The following is a 2514-nucleotide window of genomic DNA, read 5'->3' as shown; positions in this document are numbered from 1 at the left end:
CGCGCGCCGGTGCAGGCTCGAGACCCGCCGCGCGCAGCAGCACCGTGTTCGCGACGGGCACCGTCGGTGGCGTGGTCCCGGCCGCGCAAAGCTGCGCGCAAGCGAGGTGATCGGGATGCAGGCCGTCCAGCCCGAGTCCCTCGCGGATCTCGGCGGGCAGCTCGGCCGCGATCGCGAGCGCGCCGGAAGGATCGCCGCACCACCCGAGCAGCTGGGTGCTGGGCGAAGACATGACCGCCGCGTGTGCCACCGGCAGGCAGAGCTGCGCGAACCAAGCCAGCACGGCCAGGACGAGAGCAGAGCGCAGACGGACGATGGGCGGACGCATAGGCCGCGGCATTGTAGTGTTCGCTTCCAGCGCTGCGATGTCGCCGCGACGCCGCGGACCCGAGCCCGCGAACGGGCGATGCAGCCCGGCACGTGCGCCATCTCGGTGCTGCGGCGGCGTCCTACGCGGTCGCGGCAACGCGTCCGATGGCTCGGGAGGCCACCCGAGGATGAAATCGTCGCCATGTCCTCCCCACCGTCAGCCATGCCGCTCTCCGCCCTCCTCAAACCGTTTCGGCTGTCCTCGCGGCGCGCCGCCGAGCGGGCCTTCCGGGTCGACTGCGAGCTGACCTACGAGGTCGATGCCCCGACCGACTTCGTGTTCCTGGTGCACGCGCTGAAGGACGCCGAGCAGCACATCGCCGGCGAATCGATCGACTTCCACAGCGACGCCGCCTTCCACGTCTTCGCCGATCCCACGCAGGGGCACCGCTTCACGCGCGTGCACGTCGAGGCCGGCCGCTTCACGCTGCTGTACCGGGCCCTGGTGAAGAAGCGGCCGTTCACGCGCGATCTGCGCGCCCCCGAGCAGCCGATCCACGAGTTGCCCGACCACGTGCTCCACAACCTGGCGCCCACGCGCTACTGCGAGTCGGACCTGCTGGGCCGCGCCGCCTACAAGCTGTTCGGTCACCTGCCACCCGGCCATGCGCGGGTGCAGGCGATCGCCGACTGGATCTTCGAGCACATCGAGTACGCGATCGGCTCGACCGGACCCACCACCACGGCGCGCGAGGTGTTCGTGCAGCGCGCCGGCGTGTGCCGCGATTTCGCCCACCTGGGCGTCACCTTCTGTCGCGCGCTCAACATCCCGGCGCGCCTGGCGGTCGGCTATGCGCGTTTCGACGAGCCGCCCCCCGACTTTCACGCGGTGTTCGAGGCCTGGCTGGGCGGCCGCTGGGTGCTGTTCGACCCGACGCGGATGTCGCCGGTGGACGATCTGGTCCGCATCGCCAGCGGCCGCGACGCCAAGGACGTGGCCTTCGCTACGCTGTTCGGCCCGGCCCGCATGCTGAGCATGAACCCGCAGATCGAGGCGGTGGGCCCGCAGCAGCTGGCGCTCGCCGACGCCGGCGGCTGACCGTTTCCTCTGGCAGCATCGGCGCATGCCGCCGAACACTGCCAGCCTGTCGCTCAAGGGTCTGTGGATCTACACCGCCGCCGTGCTGGCGCTGCTGCTCTGGTCGGGCATCGGGCCGTACGAGCGCGGCACCTGGCTGATGGAGGTGGCACCGGTGCTGATCGCCCTGCCGCTGTTGCTGGCCACGCACCGGCGCTTCCCGCTCACGCCGCTGCTCTACGGCCTGATCGCGCTGCACATGGCGGTGCTGATCCTCGGCGGCCACTACACCTACGCACGCGTGCCGCTCGGCCACTGGATGCAGCAGTGGTTCGGCTTCGAGCGCAACCACTACGACCGCATCGGACACCTGATGCAGGGCTTCGTGCCGGCCATCGTGGCGCGCGAACTGCTGCTGCGGCTCACGCCGCTGGCGCGGCCCGAGATGCGCGGCGGCTGGCTGTTCACGCTGGTCACCGCCGTCTGCCTGGCGATCAGCGCGCTCTACGAGCTGATCGAGTGGGGCGCGGCCGAGGCGCTGGGCGGCGGCGCCGATGAGTTTCTCGGCACCCAGGGCGACCCCTTCGACACCCAGAAGGACATGTTCTGCGCGTGGCTCGGCGCGATGGCCGCTCAGTGGCTGCTGGCGCGCCGGCACGACCGGCAATTGAGGGCGCTGACCGTCCAGAACGGTCCCTGAGCGCCCCGCCACCGGCCCGCCGCCCCCTCACTTCGGGAGGCTTTCCCGGCCCGCAGGCGGCGGCCAGCCACTAGGATGAATCCATTCCTCTGGACGCCAATCCACCAGGAATGATCATCGTCAATTGCCCGGTGTGGCGCGAGCCGCACCGGGCTTCTTTTGAACCGATGAGATCAGGGCGGCGTCGGGCGCGCACTGCCCTGCGTCGCCACGCGGCGGCGGCATTCGGCCACCGCGGCCTTGCCGGACAGGCGATCGCAACTCGCCATCGACTCACCACGCAGATCGGCGGCGGGCGGCGGCGGCGCCACCGGTGCGGAGGACGGGGCCCCTGGCGGCGGGGCCGGCTTGCCGAGCGGCACGCTGATCTGCGGATCGCCCGGGTGAGTCGGCGGCAGGGTCTGCAAGGGGCTCGCCGACGCAGCGG

General features: G+C 71.4%; 3 protein-coding genes and 1 pseudogene. 2 read left to right on the top strand and 2 right to left on the bottom strand.

All coding sequences use genetic code 11. The features are described from left to right. Positions 1 to 328: hypothetical protein (locus Y694_RS21240; RefSeq protein WP_036236387.1), on the bottom strand; the 328-nt coding region annotated here is incomplete at its 3' end. Positions 329 to 532: 204 nt separating this feature from the next. Between Y694_RS21240 and Y694_RS21235 the strand changes: the two genes are divergently transcribed. Continuing rightward, on the top strand, positions 533 to 1408 hold the full coding sequence (locus tag Y694_RS21235; protein WP_051495965.1) for a transglutaminase family protein: 876 nt from the start codon (positions 533 to 535) through the stop codon (positions 1406 to 1408). A gap of 25 nt (positions 1409 to 1433) precedes the next feature. After that, positions 1434 to 2087, top strand: a complete 654-nt coding sequence (locus Y694_RS21230; RefSeq protein WP_051495964.1) for a DUF2238 domain-containing protein — start codon at positions 1434 to 1436, stop codon at positions 2085 to 2087. Between the two features lie 173 nt (positions 2088 to 2260). On the opposite strand, the pseudogene Y694_RS21225 reads toward Y694_RS21230, so the two are convergent. Continuing rightward, positions 2261 to 2514: pseudogene (locus Y694_RS21225) on the bottom strand (hypothetical protein); the annotation flags it as partial.

Origin of the sequence: Methylibium sp. T29-B, assembly GCF_000576225.1 — a bacterium.
Lineage (GTDB): Bacteria > Pseudomonadota > Gammaproteobacteria > Burkholderiales > Burkholderiaceae_C > Methylibium > Methylibium petroleiphilum.
Note: the sequence above shows the minus strand (reverse complement) of the source record. Positions and strands in the feature narration are given on the sequence as shown.